This window comes from Undibacterium pigrum (assembly GCF_003201815.1).
Lineage (GTDB): Bacteria > Pseudomonadota > Gammaproteobacteria > Burkholderiales > Burkholderiaceae_D > Undibacterium > Undibacterium pigrum.
Window position 1 is genome coordinate 181116 of the sequence record NZ_QJKB01000006.1, and the last position, 17126, is coordinate 198241.

Genomic DNA, 17126 nt, shown 5'->3' on the forward strand with positions numbered 1-17126 from the left:
GCTGCAGGTTAGTAATTGTCGGCAGCTCTACCTGATGCCGGTAGGTTGTATCAGTCCAAAATGATTGGCCAGCAAGATCAGCAAAAACAGGGTGATGGAGAACCCCACCCTGAATGCCAGTGCTTTGACAGTGCGATTACTTTTTCCCTTGTCTTTCATTAAATAGACCAAGGCAGATCCCAGGCTGAAAAGGATGAGGAAAAAAGCAATGGCGACAAGAATTTTCATACTATTTATTGTTGATGCTTTAATTAATCGACTCCTGCATTGTAATACCTTACTACCTGAATGCCTATTTCCTTCCGCTTCCGCCTGATCCCCTTCATTGCCTGCCTGCTGTTGATCAGCCTGGGTATCGCTTTGGCGCAATGGCAGACGCACAGAGCTGAAGAAAAAGAAATGCTGGCTGTGCAATTGACCGCGCGCCAGCATTTACCCGCCCTGTCATTGAATGCACAGACCCCGCCTGAGCAACTGCTGGCATTTCGCAAATTGCAGCTCAACGGGCAATTGATACGTGAATGGCCGCTATATCTGGACAATCGCCCCTTGCAGGGCAAGGCTGGTGTATATGTGCTGATGCCACTGAAACTGGCAGGCAGTAGCAAATATGTACTGGTCGCCAGAGGCTGGCACCCACGCAATGCACGTGACAGGATGCAGATGCCGGTCGTACCTGTTCCGGCAGGGCAGATCGTGATCGAGGGTATGATGCGTGACAAACTTGACCGGGTAATGCAACTTGGCCAGGCCGAAACCGTCAAACCTGGTAGCCTTTTGCAAAATGTGGATGTCGCAGCCCTGGCGAAACAGACGGGCTGGGATTTTTACCCCTTCGTGGTGGAGCAGACTTCTGCTTTTGACGATGGCTTGTCACGTGACTGGCCCATGCCTTCAGCGGGTGCGGACAAACACCGGGGCTATGCTTTTCAATGGTATGCGCTGGCCTTGATGGCCTTCTTATTTTTTGTTGTTACTGGATTTCGTCGTGGAAAAAACTGATAAGCAAACTTCAAGTGGTCGCTGGAAATTATTGCTGGTAGTGGCAGTCTGTGCCGCCCCCATGATTTTTTCTTATTTCACCTACTATGTCATCAAACCCAGTGGCCGCACCAATTACGGCACCATACTGGACCCGCGCAATTACCCCATGCCTAAACTGGCAGGGCATTTGCTGGGTGCTGCGCCCAATGATCCTGCAATTGGCCTCGAAGCCTATCAAGGTAAATGGCTGATGGTGCAGATAGATAGCGGCGCTTGCGCTGAGGTTTGCCAAAAGAGAATGTATGACATCCGCCAGTTACGCACTGCCCAGGGCAAGGAAATGGACAGGATAGAACGCGTCTGGCTGATCACTGATGATGCGCCTATCGATACCATGCTGATACGCCAGCATGATGGTGCGCGCATGCTGAAAGTCGACCCTGCGGCATTGAAAGCCTGGCTGCCGACAGAAAGCGACACCCAGATCAGCGACCATATTTACCTGATAGACCCACGCGGCAATCTGATGATGCGTTACCAGAAGGATGCCGATGCCAACAAGATCAAAAAAGACCTCAGCAAATTATTGCGCGCTTCGGCGATAGGTTAATCCATAGATTAGCGATAGGTTAAACAATAATCATGTGGTTGCAGATAGCATTGACAGCACTGATGGTCGCGGTGATACCGGCGGCTATGGTTTTCTTTTCCAAAGAAAAGAATAAATACCGCAAACTCATCGCAGTCACCGTCACGCTAACTTTTGAACTCATCATGTTTGGCGCCTTTACCCGCCTGACGGATTCTGGCCTGGGTTGCCCGGACTGGCCAGGTTGTTATGGCCAGGCCAATCCGCTGCAATCCCATGCGGCTATCAAGGCGGCAGAAATTGCCATGCCTGGTGGACCCGTGACTTTGCAAAAAGCCTGGATAGAAATGGTGCACCGCTATCTGGCCATGAGCGTGGGCATACTCATCATTGCCCAGATGAGCATCGCCTGGGCACGCCGCCGTCAGCTCAATTCCAGCCCCTGGCTGGCGACTTTCCTGCTGTTCTTTGTGTGCCTGCAAGGTGCTTTTGGTGCCTGGACCGTCACCCTCAAGCTGCAACCCATCATAGTGACCATACACTTGATACTGGGAATGGGGCTATTATCATTATTAAGTGCCAGCCTTGAACAGCAAGCCTCGTCTCTTGCCATCGTGAATATCGCTGCCGGGAATGCCAGGCGCATGCTATGGCCTGCCACCCTGGCTTTGCTACTGGTCTTTATACAAATCGCTCTGGGTGGATGGGTAAGCACTAACTATGCTGCTCTGGCATGTCATGATTACCCCATGTGTAATAGACAGGTCATCCCCGCGATGGACTTTGAACATGGCTTCAGCCTTTGGCGTCAACTGGGCCAGACCGTCGATGGCAATTATCTGCCCTTCAATGCCCTGGTTGCCATACACTGGGTACATAGAAATTTTGCCCTGTTGGTGGTGGCTGCCTGCCTCTGGGCTGCACTAAGGGCACGCAAGATTGCCGGGCTGGAAAAGCTGGGGAATCAGCTGTTGATGGCCATCCTTGCCCAATTCATTATCGGTATTTCTACCGTATTTTTTTCCTGGCCCCTGCTGCTGGCAGTTTTGCATAATGGAATGGCAGCCATGCTCGTGCTTTTGCTGACCATGTTAAACTACCGCATAAGGCATGTGAGCCTTGCCGCTGCCAAAGATAGATCATGACCACTTTAAGTTTGCCCTCCAACCGACTGGCTCAGTACTGGGCGTTGACCAAGCCCCGTGTTACCCAGCTTGCTGTGTTTTGTGCCGTCATAGGCATGTTCCTGGCGACACCGGAGCTGCCTGACTGGCGCATTGTTGTCCCCGCTACCATAGGTATCTGGCTGCTGGCAGGTGCCGCGTTTGCGGTTAATTGCCTGGTAGAAAAAGAAATTGATTCCCGCATGGCAAGAACTGCACGCCGTGCGACTGCTCAGGGTGAGATCACTGTGCCGCAGACCCTGGTATTTTCCGGCGTAATCGGCGGCATGGGTATGTGGGTCCTGTACACCATGGTTAATCCCCTGACCATGTGGCTGACCTTTATCACCTTTGTTGGCTATGCCGTTGTGTACACCATTATCCTGAAACCTGCGACACCGCAAAACATCGTCATCGGTGGTCTGTCCGGGGCCATGCCACCGGCGCTGGGCTGGGCGGCTGTGGCAAATGATGTGCCCATGCAGGCATGGTTGCTGGTCTTGATCATCTTTGTCTGGACGCCGCCGCATTTCTGGGCGCTGGCCATGTACAGGCGCGATGATTACGCGCGCTCCGGCCTGCCCATGTTGCCAATTACCCATGGTCTGGAATTTACCCGTTTCCATATCTGGCTGTACACCATTGCCTTGTTTGCTACGACCATGCTGCCTTATGCCGTGCATATGAGTGGCCTGATTTACCTCGTCAGCGCGATCATCCTGGGCCTGATTTTCCTGTGGTATGCATGGCGCATCTACAAGCACTATGATGATGTGCTGGCGCGCAAGACCTTTACATTTTCCATCATCTACCTGTCCCTGCTGTTTGCAGCCTTGCTGGTTGACCACTATATCAAGCTATGAAAATTTTCAAGCATCTGGCCAGTATGCTGATGGCGCTGAGTTTGCTGGGCCTGGCGGCTTGCATGCCAGTTCAGGAAAAATTCAATAATACAGATCTCACTGGCCTCGATTACGCCAAGGACTTTGCCCTGACGGATCACAATGGCAAGCCGCGCACCCTGGCAGATTTCAAAGGCAAGGCTGTCGTCATCTTTTTTGGCTATACCCAGTGTCCGGATGTCTGCCCTACCACCATGGCAGAAATGGCAAGCGTCATGAAATTGCTGGGGTCTGATGCTGACAAGGTGCAGGTCTTGTTCGTGACGCTCGATCCTGAGCGTGATACCCAGGCCTTGCTGGCCAGTTATGTACCCAACTTCGACAAACGCTTTCTCGGCCTGTATGGTGATGCTGCAGCTACTGCGAAGGTGGCAAAAGAATTCAAGGTGTTTTACCAAAAGGTAGCAGGCAAGACACCAGGCAGCTATACCGTAGACCATACTGCGGGCAGTTATGTATTTGATCCTCAGGGCCGCATACGTTTATTCTTGCGTCATGGTCAGGGTGCGGAGCCTGTTGCGCATGATTTGAAAATCTTGCTCAAGTAAATTCAGGCCTAGATATGGCAGATGGCGCAAATCATAACGCTTTAGAGTAGTAAAATTCCTTCGCATAAAACAAAAGGCACTCTCGCGAGTGCCTTTGTCATTCCTACTGCATGTTTGATCAAGCAAAACTGCTGAGGCTGCCCTTCATTTTCTTCAGGGCTGCGCTTTCGATCTGGCGTATGCGCTCGGCAGAAACACCGTATTCATCAGCCAGTTCGTGCAAAGTCGCACCTGTACCATCATCATTTTTCAGCCAGCGTGATTCTATGATGTGGCGTGAGCGTGCATCCAGCTTGGACAATGCAGATTCCAGGCCTTCGCTTTGCAGACGGTCATACTGGCGTGTTTCCAGAACACGGGTAGGTTCGTCGGACTCAGTTTTCAGATAAGCGATGGGAGCAAATTTCTCATCGTCATCATCCGTCGGTGCATCCAGAGCGATATCGTGACCAGACAAACGCATTTCCATTTCTATGACTTCTTCGCGTTTGACATCCAAAGTTGATGCCAGGGCATCAATTTGTTTTGGTGTCATCGCGTCCAGGCCTTCTTTATGGCTGCGCAGGTTAAAGAACAGTTTGCGCTGAGCTTTCGTAGTTGCTACTTTAACCAGGCGCCAGTTTTTCAAAATGTACTCATGCATTTCAGCCTTGATCCAGTGCATGGCATAAGACACAAGGCGCACACCCTGGTCAGGGTCGAAACGCTTGACGGCTTTCATCAGGCCGATATTGCCTTCCTGGATCAAGTCTGCATGGGGCAAGCCATAACCCAGGTAACCACGGGCGATGGATACAACCAGACGCAGATGTGACATAACCAGTTGCTGTGCGGCAGCCAGGTCATTGTCATTACGTAATTTGTTTGCAAAGTCTATCTCTTCCTGATGCGTGAGCATAGGCAGACGATTAACTGCAGAGATATAGGCATCAATATTACCCAGCGTGCCACTAAAACCCAGGGCCAGTGCTGTGCTGTCAGTTGCAGGGATCAATTGTGTCGATGTAGTTGCCATTTTTCCTCCTTATTGCTGCCTTAAGAGTATCAATTACTCCTTTTGGCACTTTCAAGCTCCTATATTAGCACTCTCTTGAGAAGAGTGCTAATAATCAGATTCTATGAACTTCATCAAATAAATCTATTGAAAAACTAGCATTCATTTACAACATTTATACTGCTTAGATATGGCTCAGGCTTGAAAGTTGCAGTTCTATTGATGCAAATTGTAAGAGGCTGTTGCAAATCAAGGTACCTGGCTCCACCCTGACGTCGGCCATATAAAAATACGGCCAACACCGAGTAGACGAAACAAGACCGGATTTATTTTGCAATAGCAGCTAATAATTTAGCTTGCGCGCGCCAGCTGTCGTCGCACGGAAAGAAAAACTCCTGCCAACCCTAGTAGCATACTAACCGCCAATAAGATGGCGCTCTGTACGATACCCAACGGAGCGAGGTGAAATTCTGAGGCATATAATTTAGCAAATTCAGCAATCGCCTTGTTCAGAGGCTGAAGCGATGCAGCGATCATGCCCAGCGCCAGGCCACCCGCCAGTAAACCCAGCAGTGCGCCGGTATAGTAATAGGGCTTGTGGATAAAGCTGTTGGTGGCACCCAGCAAACGAGTCACGGCAATTTCAGCCCTGTGTGAAATGACTTGCAGGCGGGTGGCATTAAATACCACTACCACCACAACAACGCCCAGCGTGATTGCCAGGAATAACAAACCCAGTTGCATGATTTGTACCAGCGCCGCCAGACGTTTGACCCAGGCTGAATCCAGCTGCACGACATCTACATCTGGCATCTGTTTGATTTCTTCTACCAGTGCTTCTATCTTGCCAGCATCATTATTCGACATGGACAGTATATAAGCGTCTGGCAAAGGATTGCCACCCAGGGTGGATAAGACTTCTGCCAGATTGGATGATTGCTCCAGGCTGGCCAGCGCCTTATCCTTGGGAATGAAGTTCACGTTTGCCGTGATATTTTTTTCTTTTAGCAGTTTCTTCAGCGGTATCGACAAGGCAGTAGCAGTTGCCCTTGGCGTGTCCGGGCTGACGAAGATACTGATTTCTGGCTCGATAGACAGTTGCGAAGAGATGGGCCGTATATTTTCTATCAGTGTCAGGCCAGCAATCGGCAGGGCCAATGCAATCGCCACCACCAGTACATTGAACAGAAAATTGCCAGGGCTGTCGCGCAAATGGGAGCAAGCACTCTTGATGGCGAACAAGTGTTGACGAAACCAGTTGGTCATGAATTCTTCCTTGTTATTCTTTTTTTCAGATCAGGCCGCCAGCGAGGATTTCCAGGTCTCGACTACTTTTCCCTGGCTCAGATAAATCACACGGCTGGCCTGGTCGAGAAATTGTTCATCGTGACTGGAAATAATGCAGGTCACGCCAGCACTCTGGAAAGCCTTCAGTGCACCCAGCACCTTGTTGGCATTGTCTCTGTCCAGAAAGGCCGTCGGTTCATCTGCCAGGATAATTTGTGGCCGGTTGACAATCGCGCGGGCAATAGCCACCCGCTGTTGTTCGCCGCCTGATAAGGCCAGCGGCATGGAATAAGCCTTGTCCGGCAGCCCAACTTTCTCAAGTGCAATACGGGCGCGGGTCTCGGCTTCAGCCTGCGAAGCACCGGTGACGATAATCGGCAGCATGACATTGGCCAGCACATGGCGATCGGTCAATAGTTTTTGGTCTTGCAAAATCAAGCCCAGCTTGCGGCGCAGATAGGGCAGGCTGCTGCTTTTCAGTTTGCTGATGTCCTGGCCATTGACCTTGACCTGGCCAGCAGTCGGTTTTTCTATGCCTGCAATCATCTTCAGCAGGGTAGACTTGCCCGCACCTGAAGGGCCAGCCAGGAAGATCAGTTCACCAGCGCCTATCGACAGGGAAACATCCTTGAGCGCATAGGCATCTTGCGAATATTGTTTGCTGACGTGTTCAAATTCAATCATGGTCGCGTATGGTCTTTTTGAGCTTCATCAATGGCTGCTGCACTTGTTCTCAGTTACATTTAGCTGAGCAGCGCGTCAACAAATTCCTGGGCATTAAATGGTTGCAAGTCTTCTATCTGTTCACCTATGCCGATGAAGTAAACAGGCACGGGGCGATTCTTAGCAATAGCTGCCAGCACACCGCCCTTGGCTGTCCCATCTAGTTTGGTGATGACCAAACCAGTCAATTGCAGGGCATCATCAAAGGCCTTGACCTGGGCCAGCGCATTCTGACCAGTATTGCCATCAATAATGAGCAAGACTTCTTGCGGTGCGCCATCCATGCCTTTGGCGATGACACGCTTGATCTTTTTCAATTCTTCCATCAGATGCAACTGGGTAGGCAGGCGGCCTGCCGTATCCACCATGACCACGTCAGTGCCACGGGCACGGGCCGAGGCTACCGCATCAAAGGCAACTGCAGCAGGGTCACCGGATTCTTGCGCGATGACGGTAACATTATTGCGCTCGCCCCAGATCGTCAACTGCTCACGTGCTGCCGCACGGAAAGTGTCGCCCGCCGCCAGTAACACCGATTGCTGATGGCTTTGCATATGCTTGGCCAGTTTGCCTATGGTGGTGGTCTTGCCTGCACCATTGACACCAGTGATCATCATGACCAGAGGTTGATAACGACCCAGTTCCAGCGGTTTTTGCAAAGGTGTCAGTAATTCCAGCAGCAAGACTTTGAGTGCTGCCTTGACTTGCTCAGCATCCGTCAGCTTCTCTTCCTTGACCTTTTTCTTTAATCCATCCAGCAGGAACTGCGTGGCTTCGACACCGGCATCCGAAGTCAGCAAGGCGGCTTCCAGCTCTTCATACAAATCATCATCTATGCGGGCACCGATGAAGAGGGTGGTAAGATTCGAGGAAGTTTTGGCCAATCCGGCTTTCAGGCGGCTTAACCATGAGCGTTTTTGCTCAGGTTCGGGGGCCTGAGGGGCTACAACTTCTGTCGATGCTGGCTTGACTTCAGCCACAGGCGCAGGAGCGGTAATAGTAGTAACAATGGCAGGCGTAGCAGTACCAGGTGCAGGACTGGCTGGCGCCGTACTAAGGGGTGCCGGCTCAGCCACAACAACTGGCGGCTCTTCTTTGGGCTTCTTTTTGAAAAAACTAAACATCGGGATATTTGGGAGTGCGGGCGGCAAAAAAGCCAGCCCTGATATTAGAATGCTGCCATTTTAACAGACAGCGCAAGATAAACAGATTTAGCCGTAGCAAGCATGCAATGAAAACAAATAGTAATAAAAAAACAAAAAGCGCGGCCGCAAAAGCGGCACCGGTAAAACGTCAAAACCACCAGATCCGCATCATAGGCGGCGTCTGGAAACGCAGCCTGCTCAGCGTGGTTGACGCCGAGGGTTTGCGCCCTACGCCAGACCGTGTCAGGGAAACCCTGTTCAACTGGCTTAACCACCTGCTGCACAACAACTGGACCGGCGTGCATTGCCTGGACCTGTTCGCCGGTAGTGGCGCGCTGGGTTTTGAAGCTGCCAGCCGCGGTGCAGCCCAGGTCATTATGGTGGAGGCACATACCCCGGCTTACAAGCAACTGGAGCAAGTGCGCGACAAATTGCAGGCCAGCCAGTGCAAACTGCTGAGGGGGGATGCCCTCAAGGCAATTGAAAGCATGGCAAACCAGCCACAAAAGATGGATGTGATCTTCCTTGACCCGCCTTTTGAGCAGGACTGGCTAGGTCGCATCTTGCCAGCATGTGCACAAGTGCTGAGTCCTAAGGGCTGCATTTACGTCGAATCAGAGTTTCCCTTGGTTGAAACTGCAGGTGATGAAGCAGGCAATGAGAAAATAGCTAAATTATTAAGCGGATGGCAGCTTATCCGCGCAGATAAAGCAGGCAGCGTCTACTTCCATATACTGCAACGCAACATTTTGCCGCATGAGGCGCACGAAAATCAGGCATAATGCCTGCTCAACTTGGTGCATATCCTTATGCAGATTGCGAAAAAAGGGAGTGAAGATGGTCACAGCCGTTTATCCGGGAACATTTGATCCGCTGACACGCGGTCATGAAGACTTGGTGCGTCGCGCATCCGGTCTTTTTGATACTTTGGTGGTGGGTGTGGCGGATAGCAAAAGCAAGAATCCATTTTTCTCCCTGGATGAACGCCTGGAAATTGCCAATGAAGTGCTGGGACATTACCCGAATGTCAAAGTGGAAAGTTTCTCAGGTCTGCTAAAAGACTTTGTGCGCAAAAATGATGCGCGCGTTATCGTGCGCGGCCTGCGTGCTGTGTCTGACTTTGAATATGAATTCCAGATGGCGGGCATGAACCGTTATCTGTTGCCAGATGTAGAAACCCTGTTCCTGACACCTTCTGATCAATATCAATTTATTTCAGGCACAATAGTGCGTGAAATCGCCATGTTTGGTGGCGATGTGTCAAAATTTGTTTTCCCTTCCGTCGACCGCTGGTTGAAGAAAAAGGTCGCTTTGCTGGCCGAGAACAAGTCTTAAAGTAAATATTAGCAGGTGCTGCCAGGCAGATATAAGCCAGCAGCACATGAAAGTGAAACATGGCCCTGATGATTACAGATGATTGCATCAATTGCGATGTCTGCGAACCCGAATGCCCCAATGACGCCATTTACATGGGGCCGGAAATTTACGAGATCGATCCGCTTAAATGTACCGAATGCGTAGGTCATTACACGGAGCCGCAATGCCAGCAGGTTTGCCCGGTCAGCTGCATTCCATTTAATCCCGCCTGGCGCGAGACGCCTGAGCAATTGCAGGCGAAATACGAACTGCTGCAAAAAAAGCAGGAACCGCAAAAGCCGCAATCAGCGTAAGGCATTCATAGCACAACATTATTCATGCTGTGCTATGGATATCAGGCTCTCAACACAAATTCTCACAAGGCATCAAGGACGCAATGTCCCATGCTCACCGATATTTTTCGGTTGTTCACCCGTGATGGCGGCCTTGGCCATGGCAAATAATTGCATCATCTTGCTGGAGCCACTATCCCAATATTCCGCTGCATGTATCTGCACTTTCAAGAGACGCAGGTGCGGGTCATCCACACCTTCAGGGAACCAGGGTTTGACCATGGCATTCCATAATTCTTCTGCTTTCTGACGGTCACGCAAGACTTCGGCACGACCTGAGATAGAGACATACAGGCTGTCATCCACATCAGAAAAATTCACATTGACTTCAGGATGTTGTTGCACGGCGCTGATGAAGGTCGCTTCATCTGAAATAAAGAACCACATATTGCCAGCAGCATCGACTTGCTGACTCGTCAGCGGGCGACTGCTCAGGCGGCTGTTTTCATCGACTGTAGTCAACATGCCAAATTTGACATCTTTGCTCATGTCACGGATTTTTTCCAGGGAATCATTGTGAGTAGTCATGCTGGCCTCGTTATGGATAGTGTTTGATAACGAGGTAACAATAAACCGGGGCGGCGTTTAGCTCTGTACGCTAGCGAACGCGGGTAGCTTGCCAAGCTTATGGAAAAATAAGAATTTTAAAAACAGCGGACCTGGTTACGTCCACCATTCTTGGCCTGGTACAAAGCACGGTCGGCGCGCAACACCAGATCACGGGCGATGCTGCTGGCATCGTCGTAATTGCTGTTCTCATCGATGGTCGTCAGGCCTATCGATATCGTGGCCTGGCAAGTGCCAGATTCACTCAAGACAAATTCATTGCCTGCTATGCTTTTACGTATGCGCTCGGCCACCTGTATCGCATCATGCAGATTGGTGTTGACCAGCACCACCACGAATTCTTCACCACCAAAACGGCCCAGGGTATCGCTTAAACGCAATTCATCCTTGATCCTTTTTGCGACTTCCTTCAACACATCGTCACCGCCTTGATGGCCATAGCGGTCATTGATTTGCTTGAAGAAATCGATATCCAGATACATGCAGGCAATGCTGTATCTCTGTCTGCGTGCGCGGGCAATTTCTTCCAGCATGCGTTGTTCTACATAGCGGCGGTTGCTGACATTGGTCAAAGGGTCGGTCAGGCCTATATAGGTCAGGCGTTCATTGTTGATGACGTTTTCCAGACAGATCGCAATGATGGAACCCAGGCGCTCGATAAAATCAGTCGCCATATTCGGCTGGAAACGGTCAGCCTTAAAGCTGCCCAGGTTCAGGCAACCAATCAGGCGGCCCTGCCTGCGCATGGGGATGATGGCAATGCTGGCCGGTTTTTTATTAAAGCTGCTGAAATAAGATGAATACGCCAGGCTTTGATATAAACCCAGTTGGGGTTTGCGCAAGGCAGTTTCAGGCTGGCTGAGTTCAACTTCATGCCGCAAGAAAATCAGGTGCGGGAATTCATTCAAATCTATCTTCAGGTCACTCAGCATTTGCTGCAAGTCACCAAGCTTGTCGAACAACACAAGTGACACCACATCCAGCTCGGAAGTGACCGCCAGTGCGCTGAAAATATTCGTGATCAGTTCACGAAAACTATTGGCACCAATAATCTTCAGGTCAAAACTCTGGTGACGCGCCATGATGTTTTGATTGCGGTGCGCCAGTTCCAGCAAGCTATCCAGCCTTGCCCGCAAAGCCTGGTTTTCGCTTTGCAATTCCAGCAGCGCAGACTGGGCCTGATCTGGCTCTTCATCCAAAGGTGCTGGCATCATGCTTTCCATTGTTGTCCGTAGTGTCTGTCGTGTTTGTTTGGCGTCTTGTCGCTTAGAAAGCAATATTCATGTTCATGACATCACCAACCCGCAATAACTGGCCCACACCTCGCTCAACGATGAGATTCATGCCAAAGGTGATGCCGCCATCCACCAGAGGATTGGCCCTGTAGGTTTGCAGTATATCCATAGGGTCTGGGCCGAATTCGCCGGTACTCTGGTCTATTGAAGGCATGGGGCAACGCGGGCAAGGTTTTACCGGGCGCAACTGTATCTTGCTGCCTATTTCAAAATTCTCGGCATAGTCTTCTTCAAACGCTTCTATGCCATCCAGCACGATATTCGGGCGGAAGCGGTTCATCGGCAAGGCGCTGCGCCCCTGCTTTTCCAGGCGTTGATTGAGATCGTCGAGCGCGGCAGTCGCCGTCAGCAAGATCGGATAACCATCAGAAAAACGGGTAGGCACCAGCTTGTCGCCAGTCCATTTCTGGCTTGCATGGCGTTGCGTCTGTTGCGTGCTGCGCACCAGCCGGCAAGGTGTATCCAGTGCCTTGCTGAACCAGTCTGCCATGGCCTGCCCGCAATCCATGGCTGTGAAGCTTTCTTCCCAGATGGTGACGCTGGTGTCGCTGGTATCCTCTTGTGGATTCAGGGACAGTACCGGCATGCCCGGTGCATGGATGTACAGGCCATCGCTGCGTATCTCAGGGCGTATCAGGGCCATCCTGGGGAATTCTCTTTGTGTCAGGAACAGGCCTTGCTGGTCTACCAGCATCCATTCCCTGTCGTGGATGCCTTCAAAGCTCAGCCCGGTTTCATTCAGGGTAGCTGCGTCCAGCGCGATGCCAGCGCAAGATTTGATGGGATAGAGAGTGAGAGAAAGTATGCTGGGCATGGTGCAAAATAGGTGAGCAAATTCAGTACCAGCTATTTTAATGGCTAAGCTGCATTCACGCTGAGCTTTCAGGCATTCCCCTGGAATTCACGGCGATAAGCGGATGGCGATATGCCAAATTCGCGGGCGAAGTAACGTCGCAGTAATAGACCCGTACCAAAACCTGTGTCTGCAGCAATATCATCAATGCCACGCTTGCTGGTTTCCAGTTGCCGTTGCGCCATTGCCAGGCGCTGGTTCAAGAGCCATTTACCTACTGTCGTGCCAGTTTGTTGCTGGAAATGCCGGGTAAAGCTACGCCTGCTCATCAAGGCTCTTTGTGCCAGTTGATCCAGTTGCTGCGGCTGGGCCAGGTTAGCCAGCATCCATTCCAGTACCCTTGCCAGACGGTCATCAGTTGCCAGTACCGGCAAGGGTTGCTGTATGTATTGCGCCTGCCCGCCCTGTCTGTGTGGCGCTACCACCAGACGCCTGGCCACATGGGCAGCGATATCAGCCCCATAGCTGGCGCGCAAGACATGCAGGCAACAATCTATGCCTGCCGCCGTACCTGCCGAGGTAATCACATCACCATGATCGACATACAAGACATTTGGGTCCAGGCTGATTTGCGGATAACGTTCTGAGAATGCCTTGGCCAATGCCCAGTGTGTAGTGGCACTGCGCCCATCCAGCAAACCAGCCTCTGCCAGCACAAAGGCACCCAGGCACAGACCTATCAGGCGTGCGCCACGCTGGTGCGCCTGGCGCAGGGCTTTCAATAGTGCAGGCGGGGCAGGGCGCAAGTCATCATGCCAGGACGGCACGACCACCATGTCGGCCTTGGCAAGGGTAGACAAGCCATGCCGCACCCGTATGCCAAAACCGGCATTGGTCTGCACCTCGTGCTGTATTCGTCCTGTGCTATCGAGGCAAACCTTGAGATCAAAGGCTGGCATGTCCATGCCGCCATGGTGCTCGCCAAACACCATGCAGGGCACGGACAAATGAAAGGGGCTGATGCCATCAAAGGCCAGCACCGCAATATTCACGGTCTTTTCAGGTGGAGATATCTGCATGGCCTGATTGTATCGAATATTGGCAATCGGGTCACTTATATTTCAGCGCGCTATAGCCCATCATACAGTCCATCAACAGAGCAAAAGCCGATTCAAAACTGATTTAATCATCCACACAAAAGGAAACTGTCATGACCACCTCCAACACTGTTAAAAACACTGTCAAGCGCGCCCTGATCGTCATCGATGTACAAAATGAATATTTCACCGGCAATATGCTGATTGAATATCCTGACCCAAAAGTATCCCTGCACAATATCGGCCGCGCCATGGATGCAGCAAAAGCTGCAGGCATTCCTGTCCTGGTGGTACAGCATTCGGCATCAGAAAGCTCGCCGATTTTTGCCCGTGGTTCCAAATCCTGGGAATTGCATGATGTGGTCGCCAGTCGCCATGCCGATCACCATATAGAAAAAAACATGGCCAGCGTATTCACCGGTACTGATGCTGCGGCCTGGTTGCAAAAGAATGAAATCAATACCCTCAGCATCGTTGGCTATATGACGCATAACTGCAATGCCAGCACCATCTATGAAGCTGCGCACAATGGCTATCAGGTCGAAACCCTGAGCGATGCCACAGGCTCATTGCCGTATGCCAATGCGGCAGGCTATGTCAGCGCCGAAGAAATTCATCGTGCCTACAGCGTCGTGTTTCATTCCAATTTCGCGGCGGTTGCAACTACCGACATCTGGTTGGCAGCGATCAGGGACGGCGTGGCGCTGCCTGTCAGTAATGTGTTGGAATCGCATCTGGCCGGACGCCAGCGCAAGGCTGCCTGAATCTGTCAATCAAGCAGGCAAACAGCGAGCAAGCAATCAGACAGAATCAGAATGCAGGGCGATGCAATTACGCCCTGCATTTTTTGCCCGGTAGAGTGCCTGGTCTGCCGCATCCACCAGTGTGGCCAGGTCTGTCCCTACCAGCAATGAGTCCGCCACACCAGCACTGAGTGTGCATTGCAGGCTTTCGCCTTTCCAGGCTACACGCAGGTCTGCATACAACAGCCGCACGCGTTCAGCCAGCAGGGCTGCACCCTGCTCATTGGTGCCTGCCAGCAAAATGCAAAATTCTTCACCACCATAGCGGGCCAGGCAATCTTCACTGCGGATGACGGTCTGTAATAGTGCTGCCAGACGACGCAGCACTTCATCACCAGCCTGATGACCATGCTTGTCATTGACGTGTTTAAAGAAATCCACATCGATCATGATGATGGACATGGCATCACCAGTGCGGGTGGCACGTGCCAGCAAACGCCGTGATTCATCTTCAAAGCTGCGCCGGTTCAAGGTACCAGTCAGGCTGTCATGCGTGGCTTGTTCGCGCAAATCACTGACCAGGCGAAAAGTGATCAGCAGCACCAGCGACAGGGAAATACAAAGTTGCGACAAACCACCGAGTACCAGAAACACTGGATTGACATTGCCTTGCGCAAACAATGTAATGTCTTCAGCAGGCTTGAGCAGGATATTTATTGCCCTCAGCAAACTCATCAATGCAACAAATGAAAAGGAGGCAGCTGCCAGCCTGTAGGCGGTTTTCAGTGGTTGCGTCGCTTTGACCCTCAGGCTCACGGCGCAGGCAGCGAAGATGACGCAAACCAGCAATGAGTTGCTGGCTACCACCATGCGGATATTGTCATGCACCATGCCCAGCCACAGGCTTTGCAGCATCATTTGTCCGCCTATCCATACTGTGATCCAGTAATGACAGGTCTTTCCCTTGAAAGCTTCAATCCCATTGAAGAGCAGGCCAAAGCCACAGCCAGTAATGAAAGGCACGCTGGCAATAATCCATACAGGCCATTCGGGCGACATCTGGGTACTCGTAAAAATACCTATACCCATGCAGCAATGCCCGAGTGCCCATTGACGTGCTCCCTTGATATTGTCAGCATGAAAACTGATGAGCGCCATCATGCCAGCACCCAGCAGATTTATACCGCTCCACATCAGCATGATAGTGCGGACATCAAGATTCATGTCTGGCTCGCATGAGTGGCAGGGCAGGAATACTTATCAGGCAAATTCTCTCCGCGAGGTGGTTAAGGGTACTGGGTAACGTAGCACTGTACGGCAGTACTGTAACGCAGCACTGCAGCTAAAATATTACATCCCAGACACAAGGGCAATAAAGGAAACAAAAAAGCCGCGAATGTCGCGGCTTTTTGTGGGGTTTTCTGGTACTGGATAGCTACTTAGACGTTAAACAGGAAATTCAACACATCGCCATCCTTGACTACATATTCCTTGCCCTCGGCGCGCATCTTGCCTGCTTCCTTGGCACCGGATTCGCCTTTGAAATTGATGTAGTCATCAAATGCAATGGTTTGTGCGCGGATGAAGCCGCGTTCGAAGTCGGTGTGGATGACGCCGGCTGCTTGTGGTGCAGTGTCGCCCACGTGGATAGTCCAGGCGCGTACTTCCTTGACGCCAGCGGTGAAGTAGGTTTGCAGGCCCAGCAGTTTGAAACCAGCACGTATCAGGCGGTCCAGGCCAGGTTCTTCCATGCCCATGTCGGCCAGGAACTCGGCTTTGTCAGCATCGTCGAGATCAGCGATTTCAGATTCTATAGACGCGCAAATTGCCACGATAGGAGCATTCTGGGATGCTGCATAGGCAGTCAACTGGTCCAGCAATGGGTTGTTGGTGAAGCCACTGTCAGAAACGTTGGCAACATACATGGCTGGCTTGGCTGTGATCAGGCACAGTGGTTTGATCAGCAGCATTTCTTCTGCATCCAGGCCCAGGGCGCGCACAGGTTTGGCATCGTTCAGGGCAGGCATGATGCGTTCCAGCACGGTAACCAGTTTCAGTGCATCTTTATCGCCAGAACGGGCTTTCTTGTTTTCGCGGTGAATGGCTTTTTCTACCGTGCCCATGTCGGCCAGGGCCAGCTCGGTCTGGATAACTTCGATATCGTCCAGCGGGCTGACTTTGCCAGCGACGTGGATCACATTGTCATCTTCAAAGCAGCGCACCACGTTGACGATGGCGTCAGTTTCGCGGATATGGGCGAGGAACTGGTTACCCAGGCCTTCACCTTTGGATGCACCGGCAACCAGGCCAGCGATATCAACAAATTCAACGATGGCATTCTGGATGCGCTCAGGTTTGACGATTTCAGCCAGTTGTTTCAGACGCGGATCAGGTACTTCAACAACACCGACGTTAGGCTCAATTGTGCAGAAAGGATAATTTTCTGCTGGTATGCCCGCTTTGGTCAGCGCATTGAACAGTGTGGATTTGCCGACGTTAGGCAGGCCGACGATGCCGCATTTGAGACTCATGATGTTTTGCCAGTTGGATTTGATTAACCCGCTATTTTACCGGAAAGCCTGCCCTC

20 protein-coding genes are annotated in these 17126 nt (G+C 51.5%); 9 read left to right on the forward strand and 11 right to left on the reverse strand.

The genetic code is table 11. From position 1 onward, the window contains the following. Positions 1–27: 27 nt before the first annotated feature. Positions 28–228: a twin transmembrane helix small protein gene (locus DFR42_RS18150; RefSeq protein WP_110256438.1), complete on the reverse strand. Its 201-nt coding sequence runs from the start codon at positions 226–228 to the stop codon at positions 28–30. Positions 229–288: 60 nt separating this feature from the next. Here DFR42_RS18150 and DFR42_RS18155 point away from each other — a divergent pair, with 60 nt between their 5' ends. From DFR42_RS18155 to DFR42_RS18175, 5 genes are read left to right on the forward strand one after another with little or no spacing between them, the layout of a single operon-like run. Continuing rightward, positions 289–1002 (forward strand): SURF1 family protein, encoded by a 714-nt coding sequence (locus DFR42_RS18155; RefSeq protein ID WP_110256439.1) that lies wholly within the window; start codon positions 289–291, stop codon positions 1000–1002. Further along, entirely contained in the window at positions 989–1594 is a 606-nt protein-coding gene (locus tag DFR42_RS18160) for an SCO family protein (RefSeq protein ID WP_342766853.1), read from the forward strand. Before DFR42_RS18155 ends, DFR42_RS18160 begins: the two co-directional genes overlap by 14 nt. Positions 1595–1626: 32 nt before the next feature. Beyond that, positions 1627–2718, forward strand: a complete 1092-nt coding sequence (locus DFR42_RS18165; RefSeq protein ID WP_110256441.1) for a COX15/CtaA family protein — start codon at positions 1627–1629, stop codon at positions 2716–2718. Next, positions 2715–3599 carry a heme o synthase gene (gene cyoE / locus DFR42_RS18170; RefSeq protein ID WP_110256442.1) on the forward strand — a complete coding sequence of 295 codons (885 nt, stop codon included), beginning with the start codon at positions 2715–2717 and terminating at the stop codon, positions 3597–3599. Before DFR42_RS18165 ends, cyoE begins: the two co-directional genes overlap by 4 nt. 23 nt (positions 3600–3622) lie before the next feature. Next, a complete protein-coding gene (locus DFR42_RS18175; protein WP_425450890.1) occupies positions 3623–4186 on the forward strand; it encodes an SCO family protein in 564 nt (187 codons plus the stop codon). Between the two features lie 118 nt (positions 4187–4304). Here DFR42_RS18175 and rpoH read toward each other — a convergent pair whose 3' ends face one another. The 4 genes from rpoH to ftsY all read right to left on the reverse strand — a co-directional run bounded on the left by rpoH (position 4305) and on the right by ftsY (position 8314). After that, the gene (gene rpoH, locus DFR42_RS18180; RefSeq protein ID WP_110256444.1) at positions 4305–5201 is read right to left on the reverse strand and encodes an RNA polymerase sigma factor RpoH; all 897 of its coding nucleotides are present in this window, start codon (positions 5199–5201) and stop codon (positions 4305–4307) included. Positions 5202–5531: 330 nt separating this feature from the next. Then, positions 5532–6446: a cell division protein FtsX gene (locus tag DFR42_RS18185; RefSeq protein ID WP_110256445.1), complete on the reverse strand. Its 915-nt coding sequence runs from the start codon at positions 6444–6446 to the stop codon at positions 5532–5534. 30 nt (positions 6447–6476) lie between these two features. Further along, the gene (locus DFR42_RS18190) at positions 6477–7151 is read right to left on the reverse strand and encodes a cell division ATP-binding protein FtsE (protein ID WP_110256446.1); all 675 of its coding nucleotides are present in this window, start codon (positions 7149–7151) and stop codon (positions 6477–6479) included. A 59-nt stretch (positions 7152–7210) separates the two neighbouring features. Further along, positions 7211–8314 (reverse strand): signal recognition particle-docking protein FtsY, encoded by a 1104-nt coding sequence (gene ftsY, locus DFR42_RS18195; protein ID WP_110256447.1) that lies wholly within the window; start codon positions 8312–8314, stop codon positions 7211–7213. A gap of 107 nt (positions 8315–8421) precedes the next feature. Here ftsY and rsmD point away from each other — a divergent pair, with 107 nt between their 5' ends. The 3 genes from rsmD to DFR42_RS18210 are packed head-to-tail and all read left to right on the forward strand — an operon-like array spanning position 8422 to position 10005. Further along, positions 8422–9117, forward strand: coding sequence for a 16S rRNA (guanine(966)-N(2))-methyltransferase RsmD (gene rsmD / locus DFR42_RS18200; protein ID WP_110256448.1), 696 nt, complete (start codon positions 8422–8424; stop codon positions 9115–9117). Between the two features lie 55 nt (positions 9118–9172). Further along, positions 9173–9670: a pantetheine-phosphate adenylyltransferase gene (gene coaD, locus DFR42_RS18205; protein ID WP_110256449.1), complete on the forward strand. Its 498-nt coding sequence runs from the start codon at positions 9173–9175 to the stop codon at positions 9668–9670. A gap of 59 nt (positions 9671–9729) precedes the next feature. Continuing rightward, positions 9730–10005, forward strand: coding sequence for a YfhL family 4Fe-4S dicluster ferredoxin (locus DFR42_RS18210; RefSeq protein ID WP_110256450.1), 276 nt, complete (start codon positions 9730–9732; stop codon positions 10003–10005). A gap of 72 nt (positions 10006–10077) precedes the next feature. On the opposite strand, the gene DFR42_RS18215 is transcribed toward DFR42_RS18210, so the two are convergent. The 4 genes from DFR42_RS18215 to DFR42_RS18230 all read right to left on the reverse strand — a co-directional run bounded on the left by DFR42_RS18215 (position 10078) and on the right by DFR42_RS18230 (position 13778). After that, the gene (locus tag DFR42_RS18215; RefSeq protein WP_110256451.1) at positions 10078–10572 is read right to left on the reverse strand and encodes a pyridoxamine 5'-phosphate oxidase family protein; all 495 of its coding nucleotides are present in this window, start codon (positions 10570–10572) and stop codon (positions 10078–10080) included. Positions 10573–10688: 116 nt separating this feature from the next. After that, positions 10689–11822, reverse strand: coding sequence for a GGDEF domain-containing protein (locus DFR42_RS18220; protein WP_211324344.1), 1134 nt, complete (start codon positions 11820–11822; stop codon positions 10689–10691). 55 nt (positions 11823–11877) lie between these two features. Then, a complete protein-coding gene (locus DFR42_RS18225) occupies positions 11878–12720 on the reverse strand; it encodes an MOSC domain-containing protein (RefSeq protein ID WP_110256453.1) in 843 nt (280 codons plus the stop codon). Positions 12721–12788: 68 nt separating this feature from the next. After that, the gene (locus DFR42_RS18230) at positions 12789–13778 is read right to left on the reverse strand and encodes a GlxA family transcriptional regulator (protein ID WP_110256454.1); all 990 of its coding nucleotides are present in this window, start codon (positions 13776–13778) and stop codon (positions 12789–12791) included. 131 nt (positions 13779–13909) lie between these two features. Between DFR42_RS18230 and DFR42_RS18235 the strand changes: the two genes are divergently transcribed. Further along, the gene (locus DFR42_RS18235; protein WP_110256455.1) at positions 13910–14560 is read left to right on the forward strand and encodes a cysteine hydrolase family protein; all 651 of its coding nucleotides are present in this window, start codon (positions 13910–13912) and stop codon (positions 14558–14560) included. Between the two features lie 36 nt (positions 14561–14596). Here DFR42_RS18235 and DFR42_RS18240 read toward each other — a convergent pair whose 3' ends face one another. Together DFR42_RS18240 and ychF are read right to left on the reverse strand one after the other, a co-directional pair. Beyond that, a complete protein-coding gene (locus DFR42_RS18240) occupies positions 14597–15763 on the reverse strand; it encodes a GGDEF domain-containing protein (protein WP_110256456.1) in 1167 nt (388 codons plus the stop codon). A gap of 215 nt (positions 15764–15978) precedes the next feature. After that, positions 15979–17070: a redox-regulated ATPase YchF gene (gene ychF, locus DFR42_RS18245; protein ID WP_110256457.1), complete on the reverse strand. Its 1092-nt coding sequence runs from the start codon at positions 17068–17070 to the stop codon at positions 15979–15981. Positions 17071–17126: the final 56 nt, after the last annotated feature.

Excerpts from the sequence above, each read along its gene's own strand:
- DFR42_RS18225 (WP_110256453.1), bottom strand. The coding sequence starts at position 12,720 with ATGCCCAGCATACTTTCTCTCACTCTCTATCCCATCAAATCTTGCGCT.
- DFR42_RS18230 (WP_110256454.1), bottom strand. The coding sequence starts at position 13,778 with ATGCAGATATCTCCACCTGAAAAGACCGTGAATATTGCGGTGCTGGCC.
- DFR42_RS18240 (WP_110256456.1), bottom strand. The coding sequence starts at position 15,763 with ATGAATCTTGATGTCCGCACTATCATGCTGATGTGGAGCGGTATAAAT.
- DFR42_RS18210 (WP_110256450.1), top strand. The coding sequence starts at position 9,730 with ATGGCCCTGATGATTACAGATGATTGCATCAATTGCGATGTCTGCGAA.
- DFR42_RS18235 (WP_110256455.1), top strand. The coding sequence starts at position 13,910 with ATGACCACCTCCAACACTGTTAAAAACACTGTCAAGCGCGCCCTGATC.
- DFR42_RS18165 (WP_110256441.1), top strand. The coding sequence starts at position 1,627 with ATGTGGTTGCAGATAGCATTGACAGCACTGATGGTCGCGGTGATACCG.
- coaD (WP_110256449.1), top strand. The coding sequence starts at position 9,173 with ATGGTCACAGCCGTTTATCCGGGAACATTTGATCCGCTGACACGCGGT.
- DFR42_RS18155 (WP_110256439.1), top strand. The coding sequence starts at position 289 with ATGCCTATTTCCTTCCGCTTCCGCCTGATCCCCTTCATTGCCTGCCTG.
- ychF (WP_110256457.1), bottom strand. The coding sequence starts at position 17,070 with ATGAGTCTCAAATGCGGCATCGTCGGCCTGCCTAACGTCGGCAAATCC.
- rsmD (WP_110256448.1), top strand. The coding sequence starts at position 8,422 with ATGAAAACAAATAGTAATAAAAAAACAAAAAGCGCGGCCGCAAAAGCG.
- cyoE (WP_110256442.1), top strand. The coding sequence starts at position 2,715 with ATGACCACTTTAAGTTTGCCCTCCAACCGACTGGCTCAGTACTGGGCG.
- DFR42_RS18175 (WP_425450890.1), top strand. The coding sequence starts at position 3,623 with ATGCTGATGGCGCTGAGTTTGCTGGGCCTGGCGGCTTGCATGCCAGTT.
- rpoH (WP_110256444.1), bottom strand. The coding sequence starts at position 5,201 with ATGGCAACTACATCGACACAATTGATCCCTGCAACTGACAGCACAGCA.
- DFR42_RS18185 (WP_110256445.1), bottom strand. The coding sequence starts at position 6,446 with ATGACCAACTGGTTTCGTCAACACTTGTTCGCCATCAAGAGTGCTTGC.
- DFR42_RS18220 (WP_211324344.1), bottom strand. The coding sequence starts at position 11,822 with ATGCCAGCACCTTTGGATGAAGAGCCAGATCAGGCCCAGTCTGCGCTG.
- DFR42_RS18150 (WP_110256438.1), bottom strand. The coding sequence starts at position 228 with ATGAAAATTCTTGTCGCCATTGCTTTTTTCCTCATCCTTTTCAGCCTG.
- DFR42_RS18190 (WP_110256446.1), bottom strand. The coding sequence starts at position 7,151 with ATGATTGAATTTGAACACGTCAGCAAACAATATTCGCAAGATGCCTAT.
- ftsY (WP_110256447.1), bottom strand. The coding sequence starts at position 8,314 with ATGTTTAGTTTTTTCAAAAAGAAGCCCAAAGAAGAGCCGCCAGTTGTT.
- DFR42_RS18215 (WP_110256451.1), bottom strand. The coding sequence starts at position 10,572 with ATGACTACTCACAATGATTCCCTGGAAAAAATCCGTGACATGAGCAAA.